We start from the raw sequence: 24,258 nt of genomic DNA, 5'->3' as shown, positions 1-24,258 counted from the left end.
GGCAGCACTGCACAGGGCACTGCGCCTCGACGCCTCGTCGCCCACGCGTGGGTCCGTGACGGCGCGGTCGCGCATCCTCATCACGTTGGCCTGGACCACGGTGGCGCTGCACGGCCGGGACGAGGCGCTGGCCCTGCTCGAGGAGGTGCGCGCTCTCACCGACTCGCCCCGGCTGCACGCGCTGACCTGGGTGCAGGAGGCCGTGGTCCACGTGTCCCTGGCCGACTGGCGGTCCGCGCTCGCGGCCCTGGCGCACGTCGACGACGCCTCGATGCAGCTGCTCGCCCCACGCGAACGCACCTCGGCGCTCCTCAACGGCGGCCTGTCCCACCTCTCGCTGCTCGAGCTCGGCGAGGCCCGGGCCGAGCTGCACGAGGCGCTCGCCCTCGCGGTCGAGGGCGGGGTGGTCGAGCAGGAGTTCAAGGCCCGCCACAACCTCGGGTGCCTGGAGTTCTACGCCGGCAACCTCCCCGAGGCGATCTCCCTCATGCGGGCCGCGGACGACGTCGAGGTACCGGTCGCCCGGGCCCGGGCCAAGCAGGACCTGGCCCAGGTGCTGCTCGAGTCCGGGCTGCTCACCCAGGCCCGCGACACGCTCCACGGCGCCCTCGCGGAGGCCCGCACCGAGCACCTCGCCCTCGAGGAGGCCGACATCCGGCTCGACCTGGCCGCCTGCGCGCTCGTCGAGGGCGACGCCACGAGCGCGCGCAACGAGCTGGGGGCTGCGATCCGCATCTACCGCGCTCGGGGAGCCGAGGGTCGCCAACGCAGCACCCTGCTGCTCCGGGCGGCCGTCGACCTCGGCAGCGGCCGGGTGCCGCGCGGCGTCGACGACCTCCTCGTGCCGTGGTTGCAGACCGGTCGCCCCGTCACCGCCGAGGAGCGGCTCGCGGCCCGCGTCCACGTCGAGACCCTGCTGCTGCGCGGCGACGTCGACGGAGCCGCAGATGCCGCCCAGCGGCTCCGTGGCGCGGCCCACCAGGGCCTCGCCGGGGACATGCACGACCGGTTGCTGTTCGCCAAGGTTGCTGCGGCACAGGGCGACTCGCGCAGCGCTCGACGCGAGGTGCACGCCTCCGCACGTCGGCTCGGACGGCGGGCGGCGCCCACCCAGAGCCTGGAGGTGCGAGCCGCCCTCGCCCTGCACGGTAGGCGGCTCAGCGAGTTCGACCTCGGTGACGCCCTCTCCAGCGGGTCCGCCCGCCGCATCTTCGACAGCGTCGAGCGGTGGCGTGCCGTGTCCCACCGGCTGCCGCCGGTGTCCGCCCCGCCCGACGCGGAGACGGCCGAGCTCATGGCGCACCTGCGGCAGGCCAGGCTGCGCCTCGGGAGCACCGCGCCGGGCGAGGAGGAGGCCTCCCTGCGTTCGCAGGTGGCCTCGTTGGAGGGGCGCATCGCCGAGCGCGACTGGTCGACGTCCGGTCGTAGCGAGCGGAACGCAACCCAGGACGAGCCGGCGCCGGTGGCGGGCACCGCGTCAGGACGGACCCCGGGTGAGGCGGCGGGGTTCACCGGCACGCGGGCCGCCCTCGGCGAGCGTGACGAGGTCGCCCTCGTGCTGTTCGCACACGCGGGTCAGCAGTACGTCCTCGAGGTCGGGGCGCACCGTCGGAGCCGGGTGCGCCACCTCGGGACGGTCGCCACGGTGACCACCCTGGCCGACCGGCTGGTCCGCGACCTGCGCGCACAGGCGTTCGCCGCGACGAACCCCGCGCTGGCCGCAGCGGTCGGACGGGCCGTCGACGCCTCGCTCGCCGAGCTCGACCGGGTCGTGTTCGGCGACCTCCGGCTCCCCGACGGGTGCGGGGTGGTCGTGGCACCGAGCCGCGCCCTGGCCAGCGTGCCGTGGACCGCCCTGCCAGGTGCCGCGGGCCGCCCCGTCACCGTGGCCGCGTCGCTGACCCGCTGGGCCACCCCCGAACCCCCGGCCGAGGGCCCGACCACCGTGACCTCGCTCGCCGGCCCGAGCCTGCGCAGGGCGGTCGCCGAGGCAGCAGACGTGGCCGCGGTCTGGGGTTCGGGCAGCGGCGCCGACCACGGGGGCACCCAGGACAGCAAGCGACTCGTCACCGCCCTGGCCACCGACACCGTGGTGCACGTGGCCGCGCACGGGACGCACGAGCGCCAGAACCCGTTCTTCTCCTCGTTGCACCTCGCCGACGGCCCGGTCTTCGCGCACGAGCTGCCCAGGCCGTTGCGGTCACGGCACGTCGTGCTGTCGGCGTGCGACGTCGGGCAGTCGGACCTGCGCCCCGGCGACGAACCGTTCGGCCTCACCGCAGCGCTGCTCTCGCTCGGTGCGCGCTCCGTCGTGGCGGCGGTGGCACCGGTGGGTGACGAGGTGGCCGCGGTCGCGATGGTCGACTACCACCGCCGGCTCAGCAGCGGGGTCCCCGCCGCCCGGGCCCTCGCGGTCACCGTGGCCGAGCACCCGGGAGCCCGCGCGTTCTGCCTGTACGGCGCGGACTGGGCTGCACCGCATACGCCGGCCTGAATCCCGTTCTGGCACAAGGAGAACTGACCCTGCCCCAGGCCACGGAAGGGCGTCAGATCCAGATGGCCGGGTCCTTGAACATGAGCTCGTAGGGGTCCTCGCGACCCTCCGGGAAGCGGATCACGGCGGGGATCCCCGTCGCGATCGCGCCGGTGGGGACGTCCTTGACGACGACCGAGTTGGCGCCGATCTGGACGTCGTCACCGATGTCGACCGGGCCCAGGACGCGGGCACCGGCGCCGATGGTCACGCGGCTGCCGACGGTCGGGTGGCGCTTGACCTTCTGCATCGACCGGCCGCCGAGCGTGACCCCGTGGTAGAGCATGACGTCATCGCCGACCTCTGCGGTCTCGCCGATGACGACCCCCATGCCGTGGTCGATGAAGAAGCGACGGCCGATGGTGGCACCGGGGTGGATCTCCACGCCGGTCAGTGACCGCACCACTGTCGACAGCAGCCGGGCGAACGGCTTGGCCGCACCCCCGCGCAACCACAGCCGGTGCGCCGCGCGGTACGCCCAGATCGCGTGCAACCCCGGGGAGTTGAGCGCCAGGTCGAGCCGGGAGGCCGCCGCGGGGTCGCGCGCGATGGCCGCGTCGAGGTCGTCGACGATGCGGCTCCGCGCGCGCCGCGCGTACAGGGCAAGGGTCACGAGGGGTGCGCCGCCGGTCAGTCGAGGAGGTCGGAGAAGAGGATGGTCGACAGGTAGCGCTCGCCGAACGACGGGATGATCACGACGATCGTCTTCCCGGCGTTCTCGGGGCGACGGGCGACCTGGTCGGCGGCAGCGAGCGCCGCGCCGGAGGACAGGCCGACGAGCAGGCCCTCCTCGCGAGCGGCTCGCCGAGCCCACTCGACGGAGGTCTCGGCGTTGATGTCGATGACCTCGTCGTAGATGTCGCGGTCGAGGATCTCGGGCACGAAGTTGGCGCCGATTCCCTGGATCTTGTGCGGGCCGGGCTGGCCGCCGTTGAGGATCGGCGACTCCTCCGGCTCCACGGCGATCATCTGCAGACCGGGCTTGCGGGGCTTGAGCACCTGGCCGATGCCGGTGATCGTGCCACCGGTGCCGATGCCGGCCACGACGATGTCGACCTCGCCGTCGGTGTCCTTCCAGATCTCCTCCGCCGTGGTCTTGCGGTGGATCTCCGGGTTGGCCTCGTTGGCGAACTGGCGCGCGAGGACGCCGCCACGCTCGGCGGCGATCTCCTCGGACTTCGTGACCGCACCCTTCATACCGAGGGCTCCCTCGGTGAGGACGAGCTCGGCACCGTAGGCGCGCAGCAGGGCCCGGCGCTCCTTGGACATGGTCTCGGGCATGGTCAGCACGACCTTGTACCCGCGTGCGGCGCCCACCATCGCGAGCGCGATGCCGGTGTTGCCGGACGTCGCCTCGACGATCGTGCCACCGGGCTCGAGCTGGCCGGACGCCTCGGCGGCGTTGATGATCGAGACGCCGATGCGGTCCTTGACCGAGGAGGCCGGGTTGTAGAACTCCAGCTTCGCGGCGACGGTCGCGTCGCTGTCGATGAGGCGGTTGATGCGCACCAGCGGGGTGTTGCCGATGAGCTGGGTCACGTCGTCGTGGATCGGCATGCGCCTCTACTTTCGGTATGCCGCGGGCTCACCTCGAGCGCGGCGTTGGGCAGGCTGTCGTGTCCTTCTCTCAGGCAAGCGAAGAACGCGTTATGGATATTCCAACAGATCGTTATGACGGGTGCAACGGCCGTCCGCGCCCCGGCCGCTACGGGTCCGGTACCGGCACGGGGACCGGTCCGACGCCACGCGGTTGAGCCGGGTCACAAACCGGTAAGCGGACGCTTACCCGCGGGTAGCATGACCGCCATGTCTGCCCTCCAGATCGTCGCGCTCGTCGTCTGCGGCGTGGTCACGCTCGTGGCCATCGCCCTCTTCGCCCGCGTGATCCGCCACTTCCTGTCCGTGTTCCGCCTCGGCTCGCCGGACGCGACCCGCACCGGGGACAAGGGCACGCGCACCGTGACGCTGCTGCGCGAGTTCCTCGGGCACACCCGCATGTCGCGGCTCCCGGTCGTCGCGGTGGCGCACTGGTTCACGATGATCAGCTTCGGCGTGCTGTTCCTGACGCTGGTGAACGCCTTCGGGCAGCTGGCCAAGCCGGACTTCGCGCTCCCCCTCATCGGGCACTTCTTCCCCTACGAGTGGGTCACCGAGTTCTTCGCGTGGACCGGCCTGGTCGGCATCCTCACCCTCATGGCGATCCGGCAGAAGAACCACCCGCGCAGCGCCGCCGGCGAGGGCGGGCGGCGCTCGCGGTTCTTCGGCTCGAACTTCTGGCAGGCCTACTACGTCGAGCTCACCATCCTCGGCGTCACGATCTGCATCATCAGCCTGCGGGCCCTGGAGTACGCCCTGGGCCAGGCCACCGGCGACGAGCACGCGACGGCCCTGCACTACCCGCTGACCGCCTGGCTGGGTGCCGGGTTCGGCGGGTCGGCGTCGACGCTCGAGACCGTGATCGTCGTGGTCGCCGCGGTGAAGATCCTCATCTCGTTCGCGTGGATGATCACCATCTCGCTCACGCCGACCATGGGGGTCGCGTGGCACCGGTTCCTCGCGTTCTTCAACATCTTCTTCAAGCGTCACGCCGACGGACGCACGTCGCTGGGCGAGCTCCAGCCGCTCATGGTCGGCGGGGCGCCGGTCGACTTCGAGAACATCGAGGAGCTCGACGAGGACGCGGCGCTCGGCGTCGGCAAGGTCGAGGACTTCACCTGGAAGGGCCTGCTCGACTTCTCCACCTGCACCGAGTGCGGCCGCTGCCAGTCGCAGTGCCCGGCGTGGAACACCGAGAAGCCGCTGTCCCCCAAGATGCTCATCATGACGTTGCGCGACCACGCCAACGCCAAGGCGCCGTGGCTGCTGGCGTCGGAGTCGGAGCGCGAGGGTCTGGGTGAGGGCGCGGCCGCCCTCGCCGAGGTGCCGCTCATCGGCGACACCGGCTACTCGATCACCGACCCGCTCGCGGCCTACAACCCGCACGGCCCCGACGCCGTCATCGACCAGGACGTCCTGTGGTCGTGCACCACCTGCGGTGCCTGCGTCGAGCAGTGCCCCGTCGACATCGAGCACGTGGACGCGATCGTCGACATGCGGCGGTACCAGAACCTCATCGAGAGCGCGTTCCCCAACGAGCTCGGAGGCCTGTTCAAGAACCTCGAGAACAAGGGCAACCCGTGGGGCATGGCCGCCCGCGCCCGCCTCGACTGGGCCAAGGACCTGCCCTTCCCGGTGAAGATCCTCGGCCAGGACGTGGACTCTGCCGACGACGTGGACTACCTGTTCTGGGTCGGCTGCGCCGGCGCCTACGAGGACCGCGCCAAGAAGACGACCCGCGCCGTGGCCGAGCTGCTCGACCAAGCCGGCGTCTCGTTCGCGATCCTCGGTGACGGCGAGTCGTGCACCGGTGACTCCGCACGCCGCGCCGGCAACGAGTTCCTCTTCCAGATGCTCGCCCAGCAGAACGTCGAGACGCTCAACGAGGTGGGAGCGACCAAGATCGTCGTCACCTGCGCGCACTGCTTCAACACGATCAAGAACGAGTACCCGCAGCTCGGCGGCAAGTACGAGGTCGTCCACCACACCCAGCTGCTCAACCGCCTCGTGCGCGAGAAGAAGCTCGTCCCGGTGGCCCGGCCTGCTGACGCCCCCGGCAAGTCGACCCTGAAGAACGTGGCCTCGACCGCGGAGACCGTGACCTACCACGACCCCTGCTACCTCGGTCGCCACAACGGCGTCTACGCCCCGCCCCGCGAGCTCATCGGCGCCCTGCCGGGTGTCGAGCTCAAGGAGATGGAGCGCACGAAGGAGAAGTCGTTCTGCTGCGGCGCCGGCGGCGCCCGCATGTGGATGGAGGAGAAGCTCGGCACGCGGATCAACACCAACCGCACCGAGGAGGCGATCGCCACCGGGGCGGAGCGGATCGCCATCGGCTGCCCGTTCTGCCGGGTGATGCTGTCCGACGGCCTCACCGCGGCCCAGTCCGAGGGCAAGGCCGAAGAGGTCGAGGTCGTCGACGTCGCGCAGATGCTGCTCGCCGCGGTGAAGCGCCCCGGCGACGACGTGCCCACCGAGGCCGCGACGAGCGAGCCCGCCCCCGTCTGACCCCTCGCCCCCCACCCCGGCTTTGGGTGTCCAGACGGTCGGATTTCCGACCACTTGGGCACCCAAAGCGAGGGTCGGGGTCGTCCGGACCCGTCAGCCGCGGCGGCCGGCGTCGGCCTTGAGGCGCGCTTCCTCGTCGAGGTGGCGCGCCTCGTCTGCTGCGGGGGCCGCGCCACCGCGCGTGGCCGGCCACCACCACGCGGTATGCGGCTGCGCCGGCTTCTGGGGGTAGGCGTCCACGAGCCGCTCGACCATCCCCACGAGCACGTCGTGCACCCGCGTCGTCAGCGCCTCGGCGTCCTCGCCCGGCATCGGCGTGATCGGGTCGCCGACGAGCACCTGGACGGCGGTGCCCCGGCGCAGGCTCCAGCGTCCCCCGACGGTGAAGATGCGGTGCACCCCCCAGTGCGCGACCGGCACGATCGGCGCCCCGGTCCGCAGGGCCAGGTAGGCGGCGCCGCGCTTGACGTCCACCCGGTCCTTGACGACGAACGCCCGACCGATCGTCGCCTCCGGGTAGATGCCGACGACCTCGCCGGCGAGCAGGGCGCGGTACGCCGCACGGGCCGCCGTCTCGCCGTGGGCGCGGTCGACCGGGATGTGGTGCATCCCGCGCAGCAGCTGACCGGAGACCGGTGCGTCGAACACCGACTTCTTGGCCATGAACCGCACCAGCCGCCCCCTGGCCGTCGCCACCAGCCCGACGAACATGAAGTCGATGAAGCTGCTGTGGTTGGCCGCGACGATGACCGGTCCGGTCTGCGGCAGGCGGTACGCACCCCGGACGTCGATCCGCAGCCCCAGCGCCCGGAACAGGACGTGGCAGGCGCGGATCACGAGTCGGTAGGTCAGGTCGGGCACGCCGGTCATTCGGAGCCGACGCCGCTCACGGTTGGACCCTCACGCCACCTCGGCCATCAGCGCGGCCAGCTTGGCCCTGGTGCTGATCTCGAGCTTGCGGAAGATGTGCGACAGGTGCGCGTCCACAGTGCGCGGCGACACGAACAGCTGCTCGCCGATCTGCCGGCTGGTCAGGCCCTCGGCCACGAGCTCGGCCACCGCCCGCTCCGCCCGGGTCAGCACCCCCAGCGCCGAGACGACCTCGGGCTCGTCGCCGGTCGCGAGGTCGGTCACGGCCGCCAGCCCGGCGGGGGTGAGGTGACCACCGGACACCCAGCTCGACGGGCAGTCGCGCGGTGAGCCCGCGGCATACGGGACACCGGGGCGGGTGCGGCCGGCCGCCCCGCGCGGCGCCCGCAGCGCTGCCGCAGCTCCCGCCAGCTGCCGGTATGCCGCCGTGCCCGGCTCCGCGGCCGCGGCGAGGCCGTCGAGCGCATCGGCCGCGCGCAGGGGCATGGGGATGTCAGTGGCCCGACGCAGGGCGGACAGGTAGGACGGGCGGGCCTGGGTGGGGTCGCCGGTGGCCATGAGGGCGTCGGCGACGAGCAGCCGGCCCTCCACGCCGTCGCGGCCGAGCCGGCTGCTGTCGGCGAGGACCACCGTGTCCGCCGCCCGGCCGGCGGCGCGGCCGAGGTCACCGGCGGCGAGCAGGTCGCGGGCGTCCTGGAGCTGGACGACGACGCGCACGGCCCACGGGAGGTTCTCGATGTCGACGTCGAGCTCGGCACCCGGCCGGCCGGTCACCAGCCGCACGACGGTGTCGGCGAGCAAGGCGATGCGGTCCTCGTGGAGCTCCTGGGCCTGGGCGAGGGCGTACAGCGCCAACGACTCCGCCTCGACCAGTCGACCCTGCTCCCAGGCGACCTTGGCCTGCAGGGTGCGCGCCGACAGGGCGATCCACCGCTCGTCGGCAGGTGGGGCGTCGACGATCAGGGCACCGAGCCGCTCGGCCTCCGCCAGGTCACCGCTGGCGACGCACACGTCCATGAGGGTCCGACGCACCTGGCGGACGACGTACGGGTCGTGCTGGCCGAGCAGGAGGGTCCGCTCGGCGTCGGCGCGTGCCTGCGCGAGGTTGCCGGCGTCGAGGTGCATCTCGGCGCGGATCGCGGCGTTGCGGGCGAACTCCAGGCTGCGCGCTCCGTCCTCGAGACCCGAGGCGTGCTGCTCCGCCCGGTCGAGCAGGCGCAGGCCCTCGTACGTGCCGCGAACCTCGGAGGCACAGATCCCGGCCCGCCGGGCGAGCTGCGAGCCGATGGTCGCCGGGCCGTCACCGCTGTCGAGGACCGACTCGAGCAGGTCCACCGCGTCGCGGGCGCGCATCGCGGTGTAGAGCGAGGAGAAGGCACGGTTGGCGAGGTCGTACGCCTCCGGGCGTCGAGCGTCGTCGGCCGCGGCATGCCGGACGGCGGCGGCGACCAGCGGCACCTCGGCGAGCCACGGCGCATCAGCGGCTCCGGTGTTGTAGCCCTCCGGGATGGCCCGGTCGGCCCAGCGCAGGAGGCCGTCCATCGCCTCCTGCTCGTCCGCGGTCGCCCGAGCGAGCTCCCGTCCCACCTCGCGCAGCGGCGGGAGCATGTCGAACCGTCCGTCGGACTGCACCTCCACGAGGCTGCGGCGGGCCAGGGCCGAGGCGAGCTGGACCGCCGCGGGCCGGGACACCTCGCACAGGTCGGCCAGCGCATCGAGGCCGACCGGTCGACCGACGACCGCGAGGCGACGGAAGCACCTGCGTTGGTCCTCGTCAAGGAGGTCGTAGGAACCGCGGACGGCCTCACCCATCGTCCCGACGGGGGCCACGTCGCTCACGCCGATCAGGGCGATCTGCACCGCGAGCTGTTCGATCAGGGACGGCAGGCCACCACTGGCCCGCAGCAGCCGACGCAGGGTGCGGTCGTGCTGGACGACGTCCACCGTGTGCCCGCCTGCTGCGGCGACGCGGGCTAGGAGGAGCTCGACCGCGGCTCCCTCGAGGGGCTGCGACGCGGTGGGGACCGGCAGGGGCTGGATCCGCAGGACGTTCTCGTGGGTGCGTCCCGCCACCGTCGTCGCCGTGCACAGGAGGCGGAACGCCGCAGCGTCCTCGACGAGGTCGTTGACGATCTCGCCCAGCCCGTCAATCGAGTCGACCCCGTCGAGGACGAGCAGGAGGTCGCGCCCGTCGAGGGCTCGTTTGAGGGCCATCGCCGCCGAGTCCCCGGGGGCGACCTCCGCGCCGAGCGCGTCCAGGCAGGCGGTGACGAGGGTGTCGGCGGTGGGGTTCGTGTGCCCACTCACCCAGGCGCTGGCCGCGGCCGATGCCGCCACGTGCCGGGCGACCAGGGTCTTGCCGCAGCCCGGGGCGCCGGTCAGGGTCACCCACCGGTGGCTCCCGAGGAGTAGGCGGAGGCGATCGAGAACGTCATCGCGCCCCACGCACGGTGTCAGCACCCAATCAGGCTACCCAGACACCCGGCCAATATCGGTGGTTTTACCGATGCCCTCCCGGGCGGCCGCCGACAGGCTGGACCCGACACGAGCAGGACCTGTGGCCACGGGAGACGTGGAGGGGCGTGTCCGGCGGCCACGGACCCGGCTCATGTGGGTCGGGGGACCCGATGACAACGGCCGAGTGAGGTTCCGGGGGGATCCTCTCTCGGCCGTTGTCACGTCCGGGCCCGTCAGACGCGGTCAGGCGTCCGTCCGCGCGCGTCCGGCGCCGTCAGGCGGCCGCCGATGGACGGGGCGGTCAGCCGAGGCCGTTCTTGGAGAGGAACTCCTTGGCCACCGCGTCGGGGTCCTTCTTGTCGCTCACGACCTCCTTGAGGAGGGCCGCCAGGGTCGTGGTGTCGAGCTTGGCGGACACCGCGTTGAGCGCACCCTCGACGGTGGGGTTGCTCTTGCTCTTGGTGATGAGCGGCACGACGTTCTGCGCGGCATACATGTTCTTGGGGTCCTCGAGGGCCACGAGGTCGTTCTCGGCGATGCTCGGGTCGGTGGTGAACAGGTCACCGGCGTCGATCTGGCCGTTCTTGAGCGCCTGAAGGGTCAGCGGGCCGCCGGCGTCGAGCGGACGGAACTGCTTGAACTCCAGGCCGTAGATCTTCTTGAACCCGGGGATGCCCGTGTCGCGGGTCTTCCACTCCGGGGGACCACCGACGGTGAGGTCCTGGCTCTTGCCCTTGAGGTCGGCGATCGACTTCACGCCGAGCTCGTCCGCGCGGGACTTCTTCATCACCAGCGCGTCCTTGTCCTCGGCGGCCGACTTGTCCAGGACGGTGAGGGCAGCCGGTACCGAGGACTTGAGCTCGGTGTAGACCGCGTCGGCGTCGGTGCCGGTCTGGCCCTTCTTGAAGTAGTCACGGAGCACGCCGGTGTACTCCGGGATCAGGTCGATCGACCCGTCCTGGAGCGCCGGGATGTAGGCCTCACGGGCACCGATGTTGAGCTTCTTGGTGACCTTGACGCCCTTGGCCTCGAGGGCTCCGGCATAGATCTCGGCCAGCAGGGCGCTCTCGGGGAAGTCGGCCGAGCCGACGGTGATGCCCCCGGCTGCCGCGCTGCCCGACGACGAGCTGCTCGTGGAGGCGAGCGGGTCGCCCCCGGAGTTGCCGCACGCCGCGGTGGCCATCAGGGCCGCAGCGGTGGCGATGGTCAGGGTGATGCGACTCAGCTTCACGGTCCTGCTCCTCAGTGTGGTGACTTCGACGAATCGATGAACTCGGTGGTCAACGGGCCGGAGCGTCAACGGTACGCCCGGAGGAGTCAATCTCTACATCGACAGGGGTATTCCCGGAAGGGGCTGTCCGCGATCGGCGCCCCGCCCTCCCGGAGGTGGCCGGGCCGGCGCCGAGGCCGGGTGAGACGACCGATCGCTGCACCAGGGACATGAGCAGGTCGATGACCAGGGCCAGCACGGCGACGAGGATCGCGCCGGAGGCCATCTGCGCGAACTCGTGGACCTTCTGGCCGTCGATGATGAACCGGCCGAGCCCCCCGGTGCCGGCGACGGCCGCCAGGGTCGCGGTCGCGATGACCTGGAGGATGGCGGAGCGGACCCCGGAGAAGATCAGGGGCAGGGCGCAGGGCACCTCCACCTGCCGAAGCACCTGCATCCCCGTCATCCCCATGCCCTTGGCCGCGTCGCGGGCTCCCGGGTCGACACCCTCCACCCCGGAGTAGGCGCCGGCCATGATCGGTGGGATCGCGAGCACCACGAGCACGATGATCGCCGGCACGAGGAACGCGGAGTCCCCCGCGAGCTTCGGGAACAGCCAGAGCACCATGAGGTAGAGCAGGCCGAGGCTGGGTATGGCGCGGGCCGCACCCGCGAGGTTCACGGCCAGGAACCGGCCGCGGCCGGTGTGCCCGATGGCCAGGCCCGCCGGGATGGCGATGAGGCAGGCGAGCACCATCGCCAGGGCGGAGTACCAGAGGTGCTCGACGATGCGCGACGCGATGCCGTCCGAGCCCGACCAGTGGGCCGGGTCGAACAGCCAGCCGAGGATGTTGGGAATCATGCGCGGCTCCCCGTCGCCCGGACCCAGGGCGTGAAGGCCCGGGTGAGAAGCAGGATCACGCCGTCGAAGACGAGGGCGAGCACCACGCAACCGACGATCCCGACGATGAGCGGGTCGTAGAAGTCACGGCTGAAACCGTCGGAGAAGAACAACCCGAGCTGGGGGATGCCGATGATGGTCGCGACGCTGGCGATGCTCACGTTGCTGACCGCAGCGACCCGCAGCCCGGCCGAGATCACGGGGACGGCCAGCGGCAGGTCGACCGCGAAGAACCGCTTGACCGGCGTGTAGCCCATCGCCGTGGCCGACTGCTTGACCGACTCCGGCACCGCACCCAGGCCGTCGGCGACGGTGCGCACGAGCAGGGCCAGGGTGTAGAGCGTCAGGCCGACGATGACGTTCGTCGGGGAGATGATCTGGGTGCCGATGATGGCCGGCATGAGCACGAAGAGCGCGAGGCTGGGGATCGTGTAGAGGAGCCCGAACCCGGCGATGAGTGGCACGAAGAGCGGGCGGTAACGACGCGCCAGCCACCCGAGCGGGAGCGCGAGCAGCAGGCCGATCACCAGCGGCAGGCCGGCGAGGTAGGCGTGCTGGAGGGTGCGTGTCCACACCAGGTCGAGGTGGTCGATGAACCAGGTCATGGCAACGCCTCAGGCGCCCGACGTCCGCGGGGCCGCCTGGGCGGCACCCGGGCGCTGGGGGTCCTCGAGCTCCGGGCGGTCGGTCTCCTCGATGGCGGTGAGCACCTCGTGCGCGCGGACCGTGCCGACCAGCGCGCCCGCGTCGTCGACGATCACGCCGCGGCGGCTCGGGCTCGACAGGGCCGCGTCGAGGGAGGCGCGCAGCGGACCGCTGGCCCGCGCGACGGTGCCACCGCGGTGCAGCACCTCGGTGGTGACGTCACCGGCGACCCGCTTGGGCTCGACCCAGCCCAGCGGGCGGTTGCCGTCGTCGACGACCAGCACCCAGTCGGCGTCGATGTCCTTGACCGACTCGCCCATGGCCACGGTGCGCTCGGACGCGAGCGGCAGTCGCGGAGTCTGCTGGAACGACAGCGCGCGGTAGCCGCGGTCACGGCCCACGAAGTCGGCGATGAAGTCGTCGACCGGGTGGGACAGCAGGTAGGCGGGCTCGGCGATCTGGGCGAGCTTGCCCCCGACGCGCAGCACCGCGACCTGGTCACCGAGCTTGATCGCCTCGTCGATGTCGTGCGTGACGAACACGATCGTCTTGCCGAGATCCCCCTGCAGGCGCAGGAACTCGTCCTGCAGCTGCTCCCGCACGACGGGGTCGACAGCGCTGAACGGCTCGTCCATGAGCATCACCGGCGGGTCCGCCGCGAGCGCACGGGCGACGCCGACGCGCTGCTGCTGCCCACCGGACAGCTGGGCGGGGTACCGCTTCGCGAACGCCGGGTCGAGGCCGACGCGCTCGAGCAGCTCCATCGAGCGCTTCTCGGTCTCGCGACGGTCCATCCCGAGCAGGCGGGGCACGGTGCCGACGTTGTCGAGGACGGTGCGGTGCGGGAAGAGGCCCGCGTGCTGGATGACGTAGCCGATGCCGCGTCGCAGCTCGGCCTCCTTCATCCGCTTCGTGTCCTTGCCGTCCAACGTGATCGTGCCGGAGGTGGGCTCGATCATCCGGTTGATCATGCGCAGGGAGGTGGTCTTGCCGCAGCCCGAGGGGCCGACGAGCACCGTGATCTGGCCCGTGGGTGCCTCGAGGCTCAGCTCGTCGACGGCCACGGTGCCATCCGGATACCTCTTGGTCACCCCGTCGAAGACGATCATGCGTGCCAACCTAATGCAGGGCACTGACCAGCGCAGTCCTCCTGAGACCGGACCGAGACCTGCCGGCCCCTCGCGCGATACTGGCGCGGTGGACCACACCCTGGCGCTCGACGGCAGCAGCCTCGACCTCGACGGCCTCCTCCTCGCGGCTGCGGGCACCTTCACCACGGCCGAACCGGTGGCCCTGGCGCGGGCCGCCGCCTCGCACGAGCTGGCCGCGACCATCAGCGCCGAGCGCCCGGTGTACGGCCGCACCACCGGTGTCGGCGCAGCCCGCGAGGAGAGCACGGACTCCGCCGTGGACCACGGCTTGAGGCTGCTGCGCTCGCACGCCGCCGGCTGGGGCGCGGTCGTCCCGGACCACGTCGTCCGGGCAGCCCTCGCGGTGCGCGCCAACCAGCTCCTGGCGGGTGGGAGCGGCGCCAGCCCGGAGCTCGCGAGCGCGCTGGCCGCCCTCGTCGGTGCACCGTCCGCCGACCTCCCCGTCGTCCACCGGTACGGGTCGCTGGGCACCGGCGACCTCACGTCGCTGGCCGAGGTCGGCCTGGCGCTCATCGGCGAACGCGACCGGGTCGGGGGGCACCGTCGTGCCGACCTCGCCCTCAGCTCGGCCGACGCCCTGCCGTTGATGTCCTCGAACGCGTTCGCGATCGCAGAGACCGGCCTCCATGCCGCGTCGCTGCACGCGCTGGCCCGGGCCGCCGACACCGTCTGCGCCCTCAGCTTCGTCGCCCTGCGCGGCAACCCCGAGGCCGTCAGCACCACCGCCGCCGACGCGACCCCGTTCCACGGCGCCCGCGAGGTCGCCCGCGTCCTGCGCGAGCTCCTCGACGGCCAGCCGGGCGAACCCGCGCACCTGCAGGACTTCTTCGGCCTGCGCACGTGGCCGCAGGTCCACGGCCCGGTCCTCGACACGGTCACCGACCTCAAGGCGGTGGTCGAGACCGCGGCCAACACGGCCTCGGAGAACCCGCTCTTCACGGTGAGCGAGGACGGCGGGCGGGTCACCCACCACGGTGGCTTCCACGCGGCATACCTCGTCCTGGCTGTGGACTCCGCCCTGCTGGCGCTCACGCGCTCGGCGCAGGCGGTCCAGTCACGGGTGAGCCACGTGCTCACCGACTCGGCGAGCGGCCTGCCGCTGTTCCTGTCGGACGCCACGGCCGGCTCGTCGGGTGTGCTGATCGCGGAATACGTTGCCGCGTCGGCACTCTCGACGATCCGTGGGCACGCCTCCACTCCCTCCAGCGTCCAGACCGCCGGGGTGTCGGCGGGCATCGAGGACGACGCGTCCTTCGCCGGCATGGCAGCGGTGCGACTCGGCGAGGCGACCGCCGCCTACCGCCGGATGCTCGCGGTCGAGCTCGTGTGTGCCGTGCGGGCGCTCCGGATGCGCGGCGTCGCCCCGGTCGGTGAGCTCGCCGCCGCGCTCGCGAAGTGTGCGCAGCTCCCCTCGGGCTTCGAGGACCGGGACCTGTCCCCCGAGCTCGTCGTCGCCGAACGCATCGTCGAGGGGTATGCCGTCAACACCCCACAGGAGCGCTAGCGGGACCGGTGCTCGTCCTGTCCGACCCGGGTGTCGGCCCGGTAGGGCTCCACGAGCAGGTGCTGCACGAGGTAGTCGGCCGACCGCTCGTGCCAGTGCCCCGCTCGGCGGAGCATCGCGTGGGTGTCGTTGTCGACGCGCTCGTAGGTGACGTCGGCACCGAGCCGTTCCATCGCCGTCGCCATCGCGCGGGAGGCCTTCGCGGAGGTCATCCGGTCCAGCGACCCGTGCATGACGAGCAGGTGCAGGTCGGGGTGCCAGCGCGGCTGGTCCGGTCCCTCCACCCAGGGCGCCAGGGCCACGATGGCGTGGATGCGCTCGTCGTCGGCGAGGTGCAGCGCCACCCGGCCGCCCATCGAGTGGCCGAGCAGGCCGATCGGGACACCGGGGTACTTCGCGGCGATCTGCTCGAGCGCCAGTCGGGTGTCCGCGAGGGGACTGGCCTCGGCACCGTTCCAGCCACGCACGGCATACCGGAGCTCGGCCACGGCGACCTCCCCCTCACCGGCACGCGCCACGGCGGCCGCGAAGGGTCGCATGCGCAGCACCGCTCCCTGCCACGGGCGCACGGGGCCGCGACCCTTGGAACGGCCGCCGTGCAGGACCAGGACGATCGCGCGGGGGTTCTCGACCTCGGTGGGCCAGAGCAGGCGTGCGGCGGGCATGGGCGTGGTTCTCCTCGAACAGGGACGACGTCTGGTGTTCGACGCCGGGGCGCCCCCGGATGGCTCGAGGGCATCGTGCGGTTCAACGCCCGGACCCGCGCGACTATGCCGTGCGCTCGGACACAGCCCGCCCGCGTCCGGGCGCCGCCCGCCTGCGCTCAGACGTCGGTGGTGCGGAAGCTCTGGAACGAACGGCTCGCCGTCGGCCCGCGCTGGCCCTGGTAGTGCGACCCGTACTTGGCGCTGCCGTACATGTTCTCGACCGGCGAGGAGAGGCGGAAGAAGCAGAGCTGGCCGATCTTCATCCCCGGCCACAGCTTGATCGGCAGGGTGGCGACGTTGCTCAGCTCCAGCGTGACGTGGCCGGTGAACCCGGGGTCGACGAACCCGGCCGTCGCGTGGGTCAGCAGGCCGAGGCGACCCAGGCTGGACTTGCCCTCGACGCGGGCGGCGACGTCGTCGGGGAGGGTGACGGCCTCGTAGATCGAGCCGAGGACGAACTCCCCCGGGTGCAGCACGAACGGCTCACCCTTCTCCACCTCGACGAGGCGGGTCAGGTCGGGCTGGTCCTCCGCCGGGTCGATGTAGGGGTACTTGTGGTTGTCGAACAACCGGAAGAACCGGTCGAGCCGCACGTCCACGCTCGACGGCTGGACCATCTCGGGGTCCCACGGGTCGAGGACCACCCGTCCGGAGTCGATCTCGGCCTTGATGTCACGGTCGCTGAGCAGCACGGGGAGAGACTAACGCCCGAGGTATGGCGCGTGGCCGGGTTCGCCAGCCCGCGGCGGCCCCAGCGCTGCCGGTTGGCAGGCCGCGGCAAGGCGGGGTGGTCAGGCCGCGGCGAGGCGGCGCTGGGCGACGACGACGTGCTGGGCGACTGCACCGGCCATGGCCAGGCCGATGAGGAGGACGGCCAGCGGCATGTCGGGCCCGACGACGGCGACCCCGAGGACGACGACCGACAGCGCGACGGCCGGCACCGCGGTGCGCGGGTCGTGGTCGGCTCCGGCGTGGAGGGCCGCGAGGACCATGGCGTAGACGGCGATGGGCACGGCGAGGGCGAAGGCGATCGCCCGCGACGACGCGACGGCATCGTGCTCCACGACGTCGACCGCCGCTGCCAGACCCGCACCCACGGCCGCGACTGCCGCGAAGACGAACACGTGGGCGTAGGAGAAGACCCACGTCATCGTGCGGCCCTGGCCGATGAGGTCGACGTGCTCGCGCTTGAAGTACAGCCACCACAGGGAGAACACGATGAGCAGTCCTCCGACCGCGAGCATCACCAGCCCCGGGGTCAGCCCCTGACCACCTCCACCCTCCGCGGCCGGCCCGACCGCGTGGCCGGCGTTGCTGCCCTCGACGACGGGCTTGGCGAGGACGCCCTGGATCGCCTGGACGCTGGCGAGGATGACCTCGCCGAGGACGATGATCGTGAACAGGCCGTACCGCTCGGCGATGTGGTGCGGGTGGAACGGCGTTGCCCCACCTCGCTGTTCGGCGACCACCGGGACGGTGATCTCGGCGAGGACGAGCAGACCGAACGTCAGGTAGAGCACGCCGTCGCCGTGCAGGGCGAGCCGCGCGATCCACAGGACCTGGACGACGGTGATACCGACGGCGTACGTCATGGCGGTGGTTCGGTGGGGGGTGTCGCCCCTGGCCACGCGCAGCCAGAGCGCGACCATCGCGAGGCGCATCACGGCATACCCCGTCACGACGGCGACCGACTGCCCGTCGTCGAACAGGTCCGGCACCCCCGCCGCCAGCAGCAGCGAGCCGGCCATGATCGCGAAGGTGAGCAGGCGGTAGACCACGTCGTCGCAGTCGTAGGCCGAGGCGAACCAGGCGTAGTTCATCCACGCCCACCAGATCGCGAAGAAGACGAGGACGAAGCCCGGGATCGCCTCGTAGTGCGCCGCCGACAGCCCGTGGTGCAGCTCGGCGGCTGCGCTCGCGATGGCGACGACGAACACGAGGTCGAAGAACAGCTCGAGCGGCGAGGCGACGCGGTGCGCCTCGTGCGGGTCCCGCGGTCCCATGCGGCGGACCAGCGGGATGAGGTTGAGGGCGCTCACGAGTGGAGCGTACGACCCCCGGCGACGGGGTGTCCGGTATGCCGCGTGGCGTCGGTTAGACTGCCTGCCGCGTCGCCCTTTCGGGGCGGCGTGCGCCGGTGTAGCTCAATGGTAGAGCGCCAGCTTCCCAAGCTGGACACGCGAGTTCGATTCTCGTCACCGGCTCCACGCGTCAGGGCATCACGACGACCCGGTCGCCCGGGACGACCGTCCCGGGCTCGACGACCCGCGCACCGAGGCCGAACAGCGGCGGCCCGTCGGGGCGGGCCAGCGCTGCCAGTAGACCGCCAGCGCGTAGGCCGGTCCGCGGATCTGCGTCCACGACGGCGCACCGGTCGATCGCGCCGACGATCTCGATCACCGCCGCACCGACCTGCAGGCGACTCCCCGGCATTGGATCCGAGGCCGCCTCGAGCGTCATGGTCGCCCTGAACCGTTCGGCCAGGTCCGTCGGGACGTCCTGGCCAGCTGCTCGAAGGGCGTGCTCGAGCTGGTGGAGGGCGCCGGTCGTGACGACGGAGACGGGTGCGCCCCACACGACCTGACCGGGATCGGAGGCACACAGCGTGGCTGGGCGCCCCAGGGCTGAGGAGAGGCACGCGGCCAGCGCCCCGTCGAGGGGGTGGAGCAGCACAGGGCGACCCCAGTAGTCACCAGTAACGGGCGCCCCGGTCCGATCCGTCGAGCCCGAGAACGCTGTGCCGTCAGGGAACTGCAGGGTGAGCAGATCTGCGTCCACCCGAGCCTCGACCCGGGCGAGCGACGGGTGGGCCACGGTCCGCAGCACGTGGTGGGTGGCCGGGTCGACGATCGCGAACCTGCGGTCGCCCTCGGCACCGTCGGCCGTCAGGTGGACCGACGACCGGGTCAGGTGACGGGTCCCCTTGATGGCGGCGAAACCGACCCGTTGGACACGCATCTGTGCACCCTCGCACGGCCGGGGTCAGTCGACGAACACGTTCCAGCAGATCTCGTTGCGCCGAGCCTGGTCCTCGAGGACGAGCCCCCGGATCGCCGACGGCAGCCGCTCGCGCTGCCACGCGCACTCGCGCCAACCTGCCTCGTCGGCCGACCCGGCAGGCACCGACGCCCGAACGGCCTTGATCGCGTAGGCCGCTGCCCCGAGGTCGTGCTCGGCGACGTGGGCGACGACGGCCGCCTGCCCGGCGGCATACGCGGCGAAGCGTGGTGCCCCGACGAGGGGCCGGGCGGCTCCCATCGCGTGGCCGCCCACAGCGCGGGTCCTCATCATCGGCAGCTCCCCGCGCGCCCAGGCGCGGGCGGCCTCGATGGCCGCCCGCGGTCTGGGGTCGTCCGGTAACTGCGACTCGAACAGCGGGAGCACATGCTCCGCGCAGTCAGCCGCCCACAGCGCCAGCAGGTGGTGGTGCTCGTCGGTCAGGGTCCCGCCTCGCCGGATGGTGACGAAGCGGGGATCCCTGACCGACGGGAGGATCACGTCAGTCGGCGACGTAGAACATCCGCTTGTTGACGAACTCCTCCATGCCGAGCGGGCCGAGCTCGCGACCGAAGCCGCTGCGCTTGACCCCGCCGAACGGCACCTCGGCGCCCTCACCGGCCGGGGTGTTGACGTTGGACATGCCGACCTCGAGACGCTGCGCGATCTTCATGGCACGCTCCGGGTCCTTGCTGAACACCGCGCCGCCGAGGCCGTACTGCGTGTCGTTGGCGAGCTCGAGGGCCTCCTCGTCGCCGGTCACCTTGTAGACGACCGCGACCGGGCCGAAGAGCTCCTCGCGGTAGGCGCGCATCTCCTTGGTGATGCCGGTGAGGACGGCGGGCGAGTAGTACGCCGCGGGACCGTCGCTCAGGACGCCGCCGGCGTGCAGGGTGGCGCCCTTGTCGACCGCGTCCTTGACCTGCTCGGCGAGGGTCTCGGCGGCCTTGCGCGACGAGAGCGGCGCGAACGTCCCCTCCTCCTCGGCCGCCGGGTCGCCGGGGCGGAGGTCGATCGCGTGCTCCGTGAGCCGGGCCACGAAGTCGTCGAACACGTCGTCCATGACGATCATCCGCTTGTTGGAGTTGCAGGCCTGGCCGGTGTTGCTGATCCGGGTCTCCCACGCGGTGTCGGCCGCAGCAGCCGCGTCGTCGGTGTCGAGGATGACGTACGGGTCCGAGCCACCGAGCTCGAGCACGCACTTCTTGAGGTTCTTGCCCGCGATCGAGGCGACGACCGCGCCCGCACGCTCCGATCCCGTCAGCGAGACGCCCGCGATCCGCGGGTCGGCGATGATCGTCTCGATCTGCCCGTGGTCCGCGAACACGTTGACGTAGGCACCCTCGGGCAGTCCTGCGTCCTTCATGATCTGCTCGACGGCGAGCGCGGAACCGGGCACCGACTCGGCGTGCTTGAGGATGATCGTGTTGCCCAGCATCAGGTTCGGGGCCGCGAACCGGGCGATCTGGTAGAAGGGGTAGTTCCACGGCATGATCCCGAGCAGCGCTCCGATCGGGAGCTTCTGCACGACCGCCTTGCCGCCGGAGAACGTCTTGATCGGCTGGTCCGCGGCCAGGGTCGGGCCCTCGTTCGCGAAGTAGTCGAAGATCTCCCCGCAGAACTCCGCCTCGCCGATGGCCTCGCTCAGCGGCTTGCCCATCTCGCGGGTGGCGATCGCGCCCAGCTCGTCCTTGCGCTCGACGAACAGCTCCGCGATCCGGTGCACGACCTTGGCCCGCTCCTCGATCGGCACGTCCTTCCACGACGTGTATGCCGCGTGGGCGGCGGCGAGCGCAGCCTCGACCTGCTCGTCGGTCGCCGTGTCAAACGTCTTCTCCACCTCACCGGTGGCCGGGTTGGTGATCGCGTAGGTGGGGGAGGTCTGGGTGTCGCTCATCGCACTTCTCCTGTTGCTCGGGACTCTCCTCCCGAAACTATCTCCTCGGGCCGTGCCCTGCCGAGGTGCCCGGATCGTGCCGAGGCGCCCCGGCCACTGATCAGGGCGAGACCCATCCACGCATGAGGGCGCCGAGGAAGAGGAAGACGCCCACGACGACCACGTGGAACAGCCCTGCCAGGATCGCCACCACCTTCCAACCGGGGCGACGCTCGTGACGAATCGCCATCACCGCCGCTCCGAGACCGACGACGCAGACCCAAGGCTCGAGGATGGTCCCGCGCTGGGTGGCCTCGAGGACCACGATGGGGGCGTAGAAGCCGAACACGCAGATCAGGGCGATCGGAGCCCACCACGTTGGCTCGATCCTGGGCGACGTCGAGGGCGTCGGGCGTGGCAGGGGCATGTCGTTCCTTCGGGTCTGTCGCGGTCGGACCCCCTCGGGCCGATCCGGCGCAGATCCTTCCAGCGCCTGGCCCTGCACGACCTCCCCCGAACGGGCCGATGCGCGGACGACCACGCTCCACCGGGTCAATCGGTAACCTCCAGACATGCGCACATGGGGGTGGGTCGCGGGGGCGACTGCAGTTCTGGTCCTGAGCGGGTGCTCGGCGTTCGGAGCGGAGGTCATCGACCTCGATGCATCCGCGAACGCCGGGAGCCACCCGGTAGCCAGCCCCACCGCCTCCACCACGAGCACTCCACCCGCACCGGCGGAACCCTGCGTCACCGTGTCGAAGGCTGCTCTGAAGGCTGTCGACCGCGTCGTCCGAGACAAGGGCGAGAACAACACCGTGACCCGGGCCGGCGCGCAGCGGGACGTGGACTCCGGGATGTGGCTCGTGGTGGGCGCCTTCGGCGGGCCTGCGGGAACAGGCGAAGGAGCCCTCGGCATCTGGGCGACAGCGCAGGATCCTCGCGCCGCGGACTTCGCCTCCCCCGTCCTGGCGGTCGACGGCGCCGCCTCCCAGTGGTCCACCGCCGAACCCGCCCACGACATCGCGTACGACCCCGCCTACGCGCCGGTCGTCGTCTGCCTGCCCGACCCGAGCTAAATGACCGGGCTGTCGCGGTGGGCAGCGGCTGCCGTCGCCCACGTGGAGCGTTCGGCGGTGGGCGAGCCGCTCGACACCGAGCTCCGGGTCACCCTCAACTTCCACCCGGACCGCGACTTCCGCGGCACGCCGATCCTGCGGGCGATGGCCGCTGCCGGCACCTACCGCTCCCAGTTCGAGACGGGCACGGGCAACGGCGGCCTCACCGCCCACCCGGGAGGCGCCCGCTGGCGCTGGGAGCAGCGCATCTTCGGCGGCGCGTACGCCGAGGCACCGGACCGCGAGCGGCCCAGGTATGGCGCGCTCAACCATCGTCGGCGGGCGGTCGGCGGAGCTCCCCGGTTCGGATCGGCCCACCTGCGCCTGACCCGGGAATCGTTGGCCCGGACCACGTTCTGCTACCCGGACTCCGTCTTCGAGCCCGACCTCTTCGCGACCGCCGACCACTTCGACCTGGCGACTCGTGCGGACGCCGACCTTGCGAGCGGGATGACCGACGACCTCGACAGCTATGTCGAGGCGCACGTGCACGGCGTCGTGGACCTCGCCCGGGACGTCGACGCACTGGTGCTCGACCCGTCGTTCCGGGGGACCGCGGTCGAGTCGGCGGCGAGGGACCTTCCGCTCACGGTCGAGTGGCACGACGGTTTCCGGCTGGGCCTCGACGTCGTCCGCGCCCGTCCGGAGTACCGCGGCGAGCACGTCGTCGCGCTCGCCGAGCGGGTCGCCGTCGAAGGGTGGCTCACCCCCGACGTCATCGGTCACGCGGCGGCGACCGAACGGCACGACCGGCAGGCGCTCAAGCAGGTGTGGCACCACCTCGCTCGATTCGGCGCCCCTGACTCCGCCGACGCAGGGCCCTCAGTCGCGGGCTGACTCGACGAGCACCGGGTGCTCGAGGTCGCTGTTGTCGACCACGAGGTCAGCGCGTTCCCACGGAGAACGCTGCGCGAAGTAGGTGCGCTGGGCCTCGACGTAGCGGCGCAGCTCCGGGTGCGCCGGGTCGGGGGGCGACCCGTCGCGCACCGCCATCCGCGCCGCCGACACCTCGAACGGCACCTCGACAAAGATCGTGAAGTCGAAGGCGCCCTCGAGCTCGTCCCGGTGCAGGAACAGCCCGTCGACCACGGCGACGGCACCAGCCGGCGCCACGTGGAGCGGACCCTGCAGGACCTCGTCGGTCACGACGTCGTGCCCGGCTGGTCGATACTGACGAGAACCGTTGCGGCCCAACGGGACCAGCGCCTCGGCGAGCAGCCGGTGATAGTCGAACGAGTCGAGCCAGAACCCCTCGGGTGACGTCCTGCCACGGCGGTAACGCTCCGCCCGCACCCGGTGCCAGCCGTCGACGGAGAGCTCAACCACAGGCCGACCGAGGTCGCGCAGGGCACCGGCCAGCTCGGCGGCGAAGACCGTCTTCCCCGCTCCATCGACCCCGTCCACGCCCACCCTGACGCAGTCGTCGCCCACGGGCTGGGGCACGAGGGAGGCCACCTTCGCGACGAGGGCGGCGCGGGCGCCATACTCCTGCTCGCCGAGCGAACCGAGCGAACCGGGCGGGCCGGGGCGGACCGGCTCAGACACCGGGGACGAGCCAGCTCAGCAGCGTCACGAACCCGATCACCGCGCAGATGACGAACAGGATGCCCACGGCGACGGCGATGATCACGGCGGTGTCGACGCCGCCCTCGCTGTCCCCCTCGGCGGCATCGAGACCGGCGGCAGGCTGGTCCTTCTCGACGCGGCGGCGCAGCGCGTCGACCCGCTTGTTGCCCTCGTGGTCGCGGACGGACCGCGGCAGGCTGTGCCACATCTGCACGAAGTTGTCGGCGTGCCGGTCGCGCCAGGCGTCCACGGCGGCGTCGACATCGGCACCACGACGGTTGGTGCCGAACCAGGCGGCGCCGGCCGACGGCAGGTCCCGCATCGCTGCGTGGACGTCACCGAGCAGGGCGAGGGCCTCAGGGTCGTAGGTGCCAGCCACGTGACCGACGAGCACGTCCCGGGCCTTCCACTCCCGTCCGGCCTCGAGGTCGGCCCGCGCGCTGGTCACGACAGCATCGGCGGCGCTGCTGCGGCTTTCGGTCGGGCTCTGGTCAGTCACACCGCGAGTATGCCGCGTCCGGCGGATCGTCCGTTCTGGTGGGGTTCGCCACAGGGGGTTGCAATCATTACCCGCCAGTAGCACCATGGAAGTTACCGACCAGTACGGTCGGGACAACGCTGT

Annotated in this window: 22 protein-coding genes and 1 tRNA gene; 6 read left to right on the top strand and 17 right to left on the bottom strand. The window is 71.8% G+C overall.

The features are described 5' to 3' along the window. Positions 1–55: 55 nt before the first annotated feature. The gene (locus tag ASC58_RS17410; protein ID WP_056920198.1) at positions 56–2,494 is read left to right on the top strand and encodes a CHAT domain-containing protein; all 2,439 of its coding nucleotides are present in this window, start codon (positions 56–58) and stop codon (positions 2,492–2,494) included. 52 nt (positions 2,495–2,546) lie between these two features. On the opposite strand, the gene cysE is transcribed toward ASC58_RS17410, so the two are convergent. Together cysE and cysK are read right to left on the bottom strand one after the other, a co-directional pair. Next, on the bottom strand, positions 2,547–3,146 hold the full coding sequence (gene cysE / locus ASC58_RS17405) for a serine O-acetyltransferase (RefSeq protein ID WP_056920197.1): 600 nt from the start codon (positions 3,144–3,146) through the stop codon (positions 2,547–2,549). Positions 3,147–3,163: 17 nt separating this feature from the next. Next, positions 3,164–4,090 carry a cysteine synthase A gene (cysK, locus tag ASC58_RS17400; RefSeq protein ID WP_056915928.1) on the bottom strand — a complete coding sequence of 309 codons (927 nt, stop codon included), beginning with the start codon at positions 4,088–4,090 and terminating at the stop codon, positions 3,164–3,166. 249 nt (positions 4,091–4,339) lie between these two features. Here cysK and ASC58_RS17395 point away from each other — a divergent pair, with 249 nt between their 5' ends. After that, complete coding sequence (locus ASC58_RS17395) at positions 4,340–6,637, top strand: (Fe-S)-binding protein (protein ID WP_056917315.1); 2,298 nt, start codon at positions 4,340–4,342, stop codon at positions 6,635–6,637. 93 nt (positions 6,638–6,730) lie between these two features. Here ASC58_RS17395 and ASC58_RS17390 read toward each other — a convergent pair whose 3' ends face one another. The 6 genes from ASC58_RS17390 to ASC58_RS17365 all read right to left on the bottom strand — a co-directional run bounded on the left by ASC58_RS17390 (position 6,731) and on the right by ASC58_RS17365 (position 13,829). Further along, positions 6,731–7,498, bottom strand: coding sequence for a 1-acyl-sn-glycerol-3-phosphate acyltransferase (locus tag ASC58_RS17390; RefSeq protein WP_162246872.1), 768 nt, complete (start codon positions 7,496–7,498; stop codon positions 6,731–6,733). Between the two features lie 39 nt (positions 7,499–7,537). After that, on the bottom strand, positions 7,538–9,952 hold the full coding sequence (locus ASC58_RS17385; RefSeq protein ID WP_369796261.1) for a LuxR C-terminal-related transcriptional regulator: 2,415 nt from the start codon (positions 9,950–9,952) through the stop codon (positions 7,538–7,540). 313 nt (positions 9,953–10,265) lie between these two features. Then, positions 10,266–11,195: an ABC transporter substrate-binding protein gene (locus ASC58_RS17380; RefSeq protein WP_369796257.1), complete on the bottom strand. Its 930-nt coding sequence runs from the start codon at positions 11,193–11,195 to the stop codon at positions 10,266–10,268. A 49-nt stretch (positions 11,196–11,244) separates the two neighbouring features. Beyond that, positions 11,245–12,036, bottom strand: a complete 792-nt coding sequence (locus ASC58_RS17375) for an ABC transporter permease (protein WP_056915931.1) — start codon at positions 12,034–12,036, stop codon at positions 11,245–11,247. Next, on the bottom strand, positions 12,033–12,680 hold the full coding sequence (locus ASC58_RS17370; RefSeq protein ID WP_056915932.1) for an ABC transporter permease: 648 nt from the start codon (positions 12,678–12,680) through the stop codon (positions 12,033–12,035). The genes ASC58_RS17375 and ASC58_RS17370 overlap by 4 nt, the downstream gene beginning before the upstream one ends. 9 nt (positions 12,681–12,689) lie before the next feature. Continuing rightward, positions 12,690–13,829 carry an ABC transporter ATP-binding protein gene (locus ASC58_RS17365; protein WP_056915933.1) on the bottom strand — a complete coding sequence of 380 codons (1,140 nt, stop codon included), beginning with the start codon at positions 13,827–13,829 and terminating at the stop codon, positions 12,690–12,692. An 88-nt stretch (positions 13,830–13,917) separates the two neighbouring features. Between ASC58_RS17365 and ASC58_RS17360 the strand changes: the two genes are divergently transcribed. Beyond that, positions 13,918–15,375, top strand: coding sequence for an aromatic amino acid ammonia-lyase (locus tag ASC58_RS17360; protein ID WP_056915934.1), 1,458 nt, complete (start codon positions 13,918–13,920; stop codon positions 15,373–15,375). Here the strand turns inward: ASC58_RS17360 and ASC58_RS17355 are convergent. From ASC58_RS17355 to ASC58_RS17345, 3 genes are all read right to left on the bottom strand, one after another. Beyond that, positions 15,372–16,040 carry a S9 family peptidase gene (locus ASC58_RS17355; RefSeq protein ID WP_056915935.1) on the bottom strand — a complete coding sequence of 223 codons (669 nt, stop codon included), beginning with the start codon at positions 16,038–16,040 and terminating at the stop codon, positions 15,372–15,374. The two genes, ASC58_RS17360 and ASC58_RS17355, sit on opposite strands and share 4 nt — an antisense overlap. A 158-nt stretch (positions 16,041–16,198) precedes the next feature. Then, on the bottom strand, positions 16,199–16,774 hold the full coding sequence (gene dcd / locus ASC58_RS17350; RefSeq protein WP_056920194.1) for a dCTP deaminase: 576 nt from the start codon (positions 16,772–16,774) through the stop codon (positions 16,199–16,201). A gap of 99 nt (positions 16,775–16,873) precedes the next feature. Then, complete coding sequence (locus ASC58_RS17345; RefSeq protein ID WP_056920193.1) at positions 16,874–18,121, bottom strand: low temperature requirement protein A; 1,248 nt, start codon at positions 18,119–18,121, stop codon at positions 16,874–16,876. Positions 18,122–18,215: 94 nt separating this feature from the next. Between ASC58_RS17345 and ASC58_RS17340 the strand changes: the two genes are divergently transcribed. Then, positions 18,216–18,289, top strand: a tRNA-Gly gene (locus ASC58_RS17340). A 4-nt stretch (positions 18,290–18,293) separates the two neighbouring features. On the opposite strand, the gene ASC58_RS17335 is transcribed toward ASC58_RS17340, so the two are convergent. The 4 genes from ASC58_RS17335 to ASC58_RS17320 form a co-directional block, all read right to left on the bottom strand. Then, the gene (locus tag ASC58_RS17335; protein WP_056920192.1) at positions 18,294–19,040 is read right to left on the bottom strand and encodes an MOSC N-terminal beta barrel domain-containing protein; all 747 of its coding nucleotides are present in this window, start codon (positions 19,038–19,040) and stop codon (positions 18,294–18,296) included. Positions 19,041–19,064: 24 nt separating this feature from the next. Continuing rightward, on the bottom strand, positions 19,065–19,580 hold the full coding sequence (locus ASC58_RS17330) for a putative immunity protein (protein WP_056920191.1): 516 nt from the start codon (positions 19,578–19,580) through the stop codon (positions 19,065–19,067). 1 nt (position 19,581) lies between these two features. After that, a complete protein-coding gene (locus tag ASC58_RS17325; RefSeq protein ID WP_056920190.1) occupies positions 19,582–20,976 on the bottom strand; it encodes an NAD-dependent succinate-semialdehyde dehydrogenase in 1,395 nt (464 codons plus the stop codon). 100 nt (positions 20,977–21,076) lie between these two features. Continuing rightward, positions 21,077–21,382 carry a hypothetical protein gene (locus ASC58_RS17320; protein ID WP_056920189.1) on the bottom strand — a complete coding sequence of 102 codons (306 nt, stop codon included), beginning with the start codon at positions 21,380–21,382 and terminating at the stop codon, positions 21,077–21,079. A gap of 145 nt (positions 21,383–21,527) precedes the next feature. Between ASC58_RS17320 and ASC58_RS21170 the strand changes: the two genes are divergently transcribed. After that, the gene (locus ASC58_RS21170; protein ID WP_157598563.1) at positions 21,528–22,031 is read left to right on the top strand and encodes a hypothetical protein; all 504 of its coding nucleotides are present in this window, start codon (positions 21,528–21,530) and stop codon (positions 22,029–22,031) included. Further along, positions 22,032–22,907 (top strand): DUF3626 domain-containing protein, encoded by an 876-nt coding sequence (locus ASC58_RS17310; protein ID WP_056920187.1) that lies wholly within the window; start codon positions 22,032–22,034, stop codon positions 22,905–22,907. Here ASC58_RS17310 and ASC58_RS17305 read toward each other — a convergent pair. Both ASC58_RS17305 and ASC58_RS17300 read right to left on the bottom strand, forming a co-directional pair. Further along, the gene (locus tag ASC58_RS17305; protein ID WP_235529302.1) at positions 22,893–23,615 is read right to left on the bottom strand and encodes a uridine kinase; all 723 of its coding nucleotides are present in this window, start codon (positions 23,613–23,615) and stop codon (positions 22,893–22,895) included. The genes ASC58_RS17310 and ASC58_RS17305 overlap by 15 nt on opposite strands. Next, entirely contained in the window at positions 23,608–24,135 is a 528-nt protein-coding gene (locus ASC58_RS17300; protein ID WP_056920186.1) for a hypothetical protein, read from the bottom strand. Before ASC58_RS17300 ends, ASC58_RS17305 begins: the two co-directional genes overlap by 8 nt. Positions 24,136–24,258 lie beyond the last annotated feature (123 nt).

This window comes from Phycicoccus sp. Root101, from assembly GCF_001426245.1.
Taxonomy (GTDB): Bacteria; Actinomycetota; Actinomycetes; order Actinomycetales; family Dermatophilaceae; genus Pedococcus.
Note: the sequence above shows the minus strand (reverse complement) of the source record. Positions and strands in the feature narration are given on the sequence as shown.

What these genes read in the sequence shown, in the direction of transcription:
- ASC58_RS17375 (WP_056915931.1), bottom strand. Translation starts at nt 12,036, where the DNA reads ATGATTCCCAACATCCTCGGCTGGCTGTTCGACCCGGCCCACTGGTCG.
- ASC58_RS17395 (WP_056917315.1), top strand. Translation starts at nt 4,340, where the DNA reads ATGTCTGCCCTCCAGATCGTCGCGCTCGTCGTCTGCGGCGTGGTCACG.
- ASC58_RS17335 (WP_056920192.1), bottom strand. Translation starts at nt 19,040, where the DNA reads ATGCGTGTCCAACGGGTCGGTTTCGCCGCCATCAAGGGGACCCGTCAC.
- ASC58_RS17355 (WP_056915935.1), bottom strand. Translation starts at nt 16,040, where the DNA reads ATGCCCGCCGCACGCCTGCTCTGGCCCACCGAGGTCGAGAACCCCCGC.
- ASC58_RS17365 (WP_056915933.1), bottom strand. Translation starts at nt 13,829, where the DNA reads ATGATCGTCTTCGACGGGGTGACCAAGAGGTATCCGGATGGCACCGTG.
- ASC58_RS21170 (WP_157598563.1), top strand. Translation starts at nt 21,528, where the DNA reads ATGCGCACATGGGGGTGGGTCGCGGGGGCGACTGCAGTTCTGGTCCTG.
- cysK (WP_056915928.1), bottom strand. Translation starts at nt 4,090, where the DNA reads ATGCCGATCCACGACGACGTGACCCAGCTCATCGGCAACACCCCGCTG.
- ASC58_RS17310 (WP_056920187.1), top strand. Translation starts at nt 22,032, where the DNA reads ATGACCGGGCTGTCGCGGTGGGCAGCGGCTGCCGTCGCCCACGTGGAG.
- ASC58_RS17325 (WP_056920190.1), bottom strand. Translation starts at nt 20,976, where the DNA reads ATGAGCGACACCCAGACCTCCCCCACCTACGCGATCACCAACCCGGCC.
- ASC58_RS17370 (WP_056915932.1), bottom strand. Translation starts at nt 12,680, where the DNA reads ATGACCTGGTTCATCGACCACCTCGACCTGGTGTGGACACGCACCCTC.
- ASC58_RS17320 (WP_056920189.1), bottom strand. Translation starts at nt 21,382, where the DNA reads ATGCCCCTGCCACGCCCGACGCCCTCGACGTCGCCCAGGATCGAGCCA.